This is a genomic window from Microcystis sp. M169S2, from assembly GCF_020245865.1.
GTDB lineage: Bacteria > Cyanobacteriota > Cyanobacteriia > Cyanobacteriales > Microcystaceae > Microcystis > Microcystis ichthyoblabe_A.
The window spans coordinates 1-6,362 of sequence record NZ_JADBUB010000237.1 but is presented as its reverse complement, the minus strand read 5'-3'; the positions used below and the strand labels follow the sequence as shown (position 1 = coordinate 6,362).

The following is a 6,362-nucleotide window of genomic DNA, read 5'->3' as shown; positions in this document are numbered from 1 at the left end:
GGTTGAGTCGATGGATACTTTCTCGGAACTTGCCTTTTCTTTGATCCGCCTCAAACCCCAGAAAAACCCTTATTTCTCCAAAGGGTTAACGGCTATGAGCCTTATAAAGCAAGCTTTTTAACTGTTCTGTCACCCCTTGAGAAAAAATATATAGGAGAGTGGCGATCACCGGAGCGGGGGGAACAATCCATAACGGGTTTTTACGGAAGCGGGCGAGGTAGGGTTTGGCATTCTCCAAGATTACCCCATTGTCGAGTGAACTACTCTTTAGGTTGCCCAAAAACCCCCCTCGGTGAGGATGTCAAGCGTCTATCCAGATGCTGCCGTCTTCGATGCGAAGGGGATAAACTGGTAAAGCTTGGGGTTGAGAAACTGCCGCCATCGCTTTGTTAACCACAGGGGGCCAGGTAATCCAGTCTTTGACAGCACCACTACAGAGATCAAAAGAACTACGATGCCAGGGACAAACGATCGCGCCGTCTTCGGTAATTTTGCCCTTCGTCATCGATAATTTTAAATGAGGACAACGATTACCGACGGCGTGGAATTGACCGTTATTGTTAATCAACAGAATGGAATTTTCCCCCACTTTTACCACTTGACGGGCGCCGGGAGCAAGGGAATCTACAGATAATACTTTTGTCCAACTCATATTTTTATTTAACTAAGGGAGAGATCGAGAATCGTTTCGGGGTAATTTTGGGCAATAATATCCTGTTTAGCCCATTGTTGGTAATCTTGCAACAATTGACTCATTAAACGCTGTTTAATCCGCAATAAAACCCCTTTTAAGAGACTATTGCCGGCGATTTCTAACAGCGGACGCGGGGTTAACCATAATGGTGGTGGTAAGGCGACTTTCACCTCAAGATTGGCTTTCCCCGCTAGATAGGTTTGATTATTTTTTTCCACAGGAGCGAGTTTGCCTTGAACATTGAGGCTAAAGCGATCGTTGATATAATCAATACCTTTGATCTGACAGTCTTCTGATTGCAAAAATATCGTCCCCTCAGAGGTAGCCCAGACATTAAGAATAACCGTGGGCTGAAAATAGTACATATTCAAGAAGTTTAGGGGACGCATTTTTAGGCGAAACCTATTCTCAGACAAGTGTTCTGTTAAGCTAGTCTCAACGATAGCCTGTACTAATCTTTGCGGTTGGCGCAGATAATGCTGAATCGGGATGGTTTGTTCAGCAACAACAATTTCTAGGGATTCGGCAGCGGTAAAAGTTACTTCCATACGTTGGTTATCTTAAATTTGTCTCCCTTCTTAATTTTACTTTACAAAACTTATACTTTTCGACGGTCCAGATGTAGAAATTTTATCGCTAAGAGGGGACACAAACCAGATTTTTGCCCAAAGTTAGGCCTTTTTCAGTGATCAGTGATCAGTGGGGGTTTTAAGTCAACAGTGGGGGGGAGCGGGTTTTTCAAGTTGGATTGGGAGTTAATCATGCTATTAAAAACCGATTCAGTATAACGGTTAAGATCAGAAGCGTGCAGGTATCCCTGCGATGCTGGAACCATCTGCTCCCGTCTTCTGCATCTTGATGTCAGACAGCATTGATCAGGCAAACTTTACGGGTTCAGTCTTCAACACATAGTCCAGTCTGTCAACATCAAAATAATCAGCACGAACCACTATTCCGTTGGCAATTCCTTCAATGGCATGGTAAAGGTCGGCTTTAATCTGTGGACTTGACTCATTGTGAATCATTTTATACAACTTACGAATTCGATCGTCACAAGCCGAGAATATCTCCTCTCTTGCTTCGGAATGCAAGGGATGAGAGTAATAGTACTCAAGGTCTTCAATGCTATCCAAGGCCATTGACAAACAGTAAGGAAAAGTCTCCAGATGATGATTGCCGATGATAATTTGCCCCTTAAATCTGCCGTCTAGTACCTTAAGGTTGTTGATTGATTCAGATGGGATCATCTGGCCAAATGTAATATTTTTAATAAGCATTTCAGAGTCATCTCTTCGCTTTGGTATTTGACGCAGGACTGATATGGCCTTTACTATTGCCGATTCAAGAGCTTTTGCATTGTTTCCCGTAACTACTCTACTATGGAAAAAGATATGATGAAAAACTTGTCGGCGGCTTAGACTTCTCGCTTCAGGACTGAAAAGTGCTTCAAGTGCCAGCTTCCAATCAGGGTCATGATTTGCGAATGAAGGAACCCATTTTAAGACTTTATACTGATCGTCTCGCTCAAGCTTCTGAAGGCAGGCAAAATTATCAAAAGCATCTTTTAGAGATGAGTAAACGCTAGCGCTGTCCAGCTGCTTACAATGTAGTGTATCACTAGATAGTGTTGCAAGATAAGGTTTTGCTTGATCTCCAAACTCCAGAAAGGCAAAGTCTTTGCCAGCAAGCCGGCGTCTCAGATTTGCATTAAGCAGGGACCCAACTAGAAGATTATAACTATCTATCGAGCACATGAATACTGCACCATCACTCCCGTATTGTTTGTGCTGCTCGGTAAGGACATATCGGTACTGGTGCATACTTAATGCCGATGAAAAAACAAATAGTCTCATGGTATTGGATGGCTGGATACGAGTATATCTAATTGCATTCTCAGGATTATTGGCTATCCAGAAACTCGACAGTGAGTCAATGCTTGTTGCATATATTCTAGTTGCATTAGCAAATAAGCCACTAGCTCTTAGTAAGAAGTTCTGGTCAAGTGATAAATCAACTGTGTAGTCGCTTCGGCTTAGATTCTCAAGCTCTTGATTTAGTGCCCGAACGACATTCTGCGCTATGCTTAGGCGAAAATGTTCTTGATCGTTTATATCCATTAATCGTTCATTGCTTGCTCTTATGATGCGATGGATTTCAAGCTTGGAAAAGGTGTTATTTGAGTCAGGCTTTGTTTTTTCGGTAAGTTTGCGATTAATTACTCCATTAAGTTGCTCCAATATCTCGTCGGTTGACGATTTGCTTTGCGAATTGTATCGGCATTCGAGTTTGTCACGCAGAAACCATGGTATCTTATCTCGATCATTCGAGTCTAGATTCTTGTCTACAAAACAAATCACAGGTATTCCCCAGGTATGAGCCAAAGTTAGCTCTTCTCTTACTTCCACAGACTTGAGAGTCTCTTGCGCGAAAACAACAACTACTAGGTCACTCTCTAGTAAGTGTTTCCGAATATTTTCGTGGATGCTACGATTCTCATGGCTAACTATCTCCCTATCAACAACTGGAATCACATCTAAAAGCCTTAGCCTCTCTTGAATCGCGGCTCTCACATTCAGCAAATCCCAACTATAAGATACAAAAACTTTTAATGTCATAATTATGAGCGGAGGAAATACGAGTGACAGAAATTATAGCTATTAAAGGTTAAGGCCATTGGTGTACCTGAACGCAATGTCTCCAAGATTAGCTGGAACATATCTTAATAGACTTGCTCCTCTAGGTTGTCGTTTCTACGAATCTTAGTGCGGACATTTTCATGGGCCAGCCTGATCCTCTATCTGATTCAGAACTATGCCTGTCTAACTACACATTGTGGGTCAACTTTCGGTATATCACCCCATTTAGGTGCGATTGCCAGAACTTTTCCCCATATCACCCCCAAAAGCGTGTTAGCCAGATTAGCATATTGCCAAAAACCTTGTTTAACTAAATTCCTGACAATTAGGCTCATTCTAGCGATAATTCCTCTGTCTGACCACACCCCTTGACAAAAATTTATAATTATTCGACCTTTAGCGATCGCTATCGGGAGATAGTTGTTTTTTAGGCGATCGGCTTGGCGAAAAGTTGTCAACCAGATGTAATTATTTTAGATATACGGATGCCTGTCTTAGATGGACACAGCGCCGCTATTCAGGTCAAACAATTCGACCCTTATGTCCGCATTATCGCCTATAGTTCCTTGCCAAAGCTTCCAATGGAAAAAAATAATCAAAGTACAGCTTTTGACCTATACTACCCTAAAGATATATCTTCCCAAGCTCTAATCAAAGCGATCGATGACTTGGGAAAATTAGCACAATCGGACAAACATCAATCCCGTCGAGTCGGATAGTTAACTAAGTTTTTCTTCAGGAAAAGTTGCTTGAAACTCATCGAGTAATTCATCCAACTCCTCAAGAGCTTGATTAACATCTAATCTCAGGCCGCCAATGTCGGGTTTATCGCGCAATTGCAGTAAATAATCGCGTTTATTAGCCATTTGTTTCACTTTATCGATCAAGCTGGTTTTATCCATAATTCACCCTCTGGTACTGACTGCGATTATATCTCAGTCAGCCCCTATCAGTGGCTCTCCTGCAAAAATCAAAAATCTTCTCTTGGGTGAGGAGACAGGAGGTTCCCAGGCTCTCTTGGGTTTGGTGGGTAAAATGTGTTCTAAGATATAGTCTGGCGAGCAAGTGGAATGAACCACAGAGACACAAAGGACACAAAGATCGCTCCTATGCAAGTTAAACTGATCACACAAAGAATAAGAGAGCCACTCCGACAGAGGAGGATAAAAAAGACAAGAGACAGCTAACTGATAACTGATAACTGATAACTGATAACTGATTTTCCTATGTTCCCTGTAGATTTTCACCGCACAGAAATAACTACCGTTGCCGATCCTATTTATCTAGAAATCTTTAAAAATCTCTATCAATTTATTGCCGAAGAAATGGGGATTACTCTGCAAAATACGGCAGCAAGTGTCAATATTAAAGAGCGCCTAGACTTCTCCTGTGCTATTTTTGATGAGGTGGGAAATTTAATCGCTAATGCTCCTCATATTCCCGTCCATTTAGGCTCTATGTCCGATAGCGTTAAAAGCTTAATTCAGGATAAAGGTGAGACGATTCGTCCGGGGAATGTTTATCTGGCTAATAATCCTTATAATGGCGGTACTCACCTGCCAGATGTCACAGTAATTAGTCCTATTTTTGATCGCCAAAATCAGGAAATATTATTTTATCTTGCCTCCCGGGGACATCAAGCTGATATCGGTGGCATTACCCCCGGTTCTATGCCTCCCCATTCTGTCCATATTAGCGAAGAAGGAATTTTATTCGATAATTTTTTGCTGGTAGCGGCGGGCAAATTTCGGGAGCAAGAATTAATTAATCACTTAACTAATAGTCCTTTTCCTGCACGCAATATCGCCCAAAATATTGCTGATTTTCAAGCGCAAATAGCCGCTAATGCCAAGGGGGAAAGAGAATTACATAATATGGTTGATCGCTACGGATTAGCTATGGTTAAAGCCTATCAACAGTTCGTTCAAGATAATGCCGAATTAGCGGTGAGAAAAGCTATATCTGTCTTGAAAGATGGCGAATTTACCTATTATCTAGATAACGGTGCTGTCATCAAGGTCAGAATTAGCATAGATATTGAAAATTGTCAAGCAACCATCGATTTTACTGGCACATCTAACCAGTTAAATAATAACTTTAATGCACCCCTAGCAGTGACAAGAGCGGCGGTTTTATACGTTTTTCGTACCCTTGTGGAGGAGGCAATTCCTTTAAATGCTGGCTGTTTCAAACCCCTCCATTTAATTATCCCATCTGGCTGTTTTCTTAATCCCGTTTATCCGGCGGCCGTAGTAGCAGGAAATGTAGAAACTTCTCAAGCAATAGTTAATACTTTATACGGTGCTTTAGGCATTCAAGCAGCCAGTCAAGGAACGATGAATAATTTCACTTTTGGCAATCAAGAATATCAATATTATGAGACTATTTGTGGCGGTTCTGGTGCGGGAGCAAATTTTGCGGGAACTGCTGCCGTACAAACCCAGATGACTAATTCCCGTCTCACCGATCCAGAAGTATTAGAAATGCGTTATCCTGTATTAGTGGAAAGTTTTAGCATTCGCCCCGATAGTGGCGGTAAGGGACAATATTCTGGAGGTGATGGTGTCATTAGAAGAATTAAATTTCAAGAGGCTATGACCGCCAATATTTTATCGGGTAATCGCCTGATTCCCCCCTTTGGACTGGCGGGAGGAAAAGCTGGTAAAATAGGACGTAATGCCGTGGAAAGAAACGATGGAACTATCGAAGAATTGCCCGGTACTGCGACTGTAGAAATGAACCTTGGTGATATTTTTATTATTGAAACCCCCGGCGGTGGTGGCTATGGAAATTGCTGAACGATAACTTTAATTTTAATTAAGTACCTAAGCAAAATTAAGTAAGTGGTTATAATTAAATTAAAGATGGATCCCCCCTTAATCCCCCCTTAATAAGCTATCCCTTATAGGGATCTTTCTTAACAATTTTTTCAGTAAGCACTCCAACCCTTATCCTGACTTGATTTCAGTTTTTTCTTTGTCAGTAAGGGTGTCAACAAGGAATATTACAGATTGTTAACTGAGTCTTGAAAG

Annotated in this window: 6 protein-coding genes and 1 pseudogene; 2 read left to right on the top strand and 5 right to left on the bottom strand. The window is 41.6% G+C overall.

Going from position 1 to position 6,362, the window contains the following annotated elements; genetic code table 11:
- Positions 1–301 precede the first annotated feature (301 nt).
- The 4 genes from IM485_RS21145 to IM485_RS21130 form a co-directional block, all read right to left on the bottom strand.
- The gene (locus tag IM485_RS21145; protein WP_002731942.1) at positions 302–652 is read right to left on the bottom strand and encodes a Rieske (2Fe-2S) protein; all 351 of its coding nucleotides are present in this window, start codon (positions 650–652) and stop codon (positions 302–304) included.
- Positions 653–660: 8 nt separating this feature from the next.
- Positions 661–1,242, bottom strand: a complete 582-nt coding sequence (locus tag IM485_RS21140) for a DUF1997 domain-containing protein (RefSeq protein WP_002793930.1) — start codon at positions 1,240–1,242, stop codon at positions 661–663.
- A 327-nt stretch (positions 1,243–1,569) separates the two neighbouring features.
- A complete protein-coding gene (locus tag IM485_RS21135) occupies positions 1,570–3,309 on the bottom strand; it encodes a TIR domain-containing protein (protein WP_104398362.1) in 1,740 nt (579 codons plus the stop codon).
- Positions 3,310–3,503: 194 nt separating this feature from the next.
- Positions 3,504–3,788 carry a hypothetical protein gene (locus IM485_RS21130; protein ID WP_238142123.1) on the bottom strand — a complete coding sequence of 95 codons (285 nt, stop codon included), beginning with the start codon at positions 3,786–3,788 and terminating at the stop codon, positions 3,504–3,506.
- On the opposite strand from IM485_RS21130, the pseudogene IM485_RS21125 reads away from it, so the two are divergent.
- Positions 3,762–4,049 (top strand): annotated as a pseudogene (locus IM485_RS21125) (response regulator); the annotation flags it as partial. The gene IM485_RS21130 and the pseudogene IM485_RS21125 sit on opposite strands and share 27 nt — an antisense overlap.
- Here the strand turns inward: IM485_RS21125 and IM485_RS21120 are convergent.
- Entirely contained in the window at positions 4,050–4,232 is a 183-nt protein-coding gene (locus IM485_RS21120) for a hypothetical protein (RefSeq protein ID WP_002734024.1), read from the bottom strand. It lies immediately after the preceding pseudogene.
- A gap of 324 nt (positions 4,233–4,556) precedes the next feature.
- On the opposite strand from IM485_RS21120, the gene IM485_RS21115 reads away from it, so the two are divergent.
- Complete coding sequence (locus tag IM485_RS21115; RefSeq protein ID WP_287745402.1) at positions 4,557–6,128, top strand: hydantoinase B/oxoprolinase family protein; 1,572 nt, start codon at positions 4,557–4,559, stop codon at positions 6,126–6,128.
- The last annotated feature ends 234 nt before the right edge of the window (positions 6,129–6,362 follow it).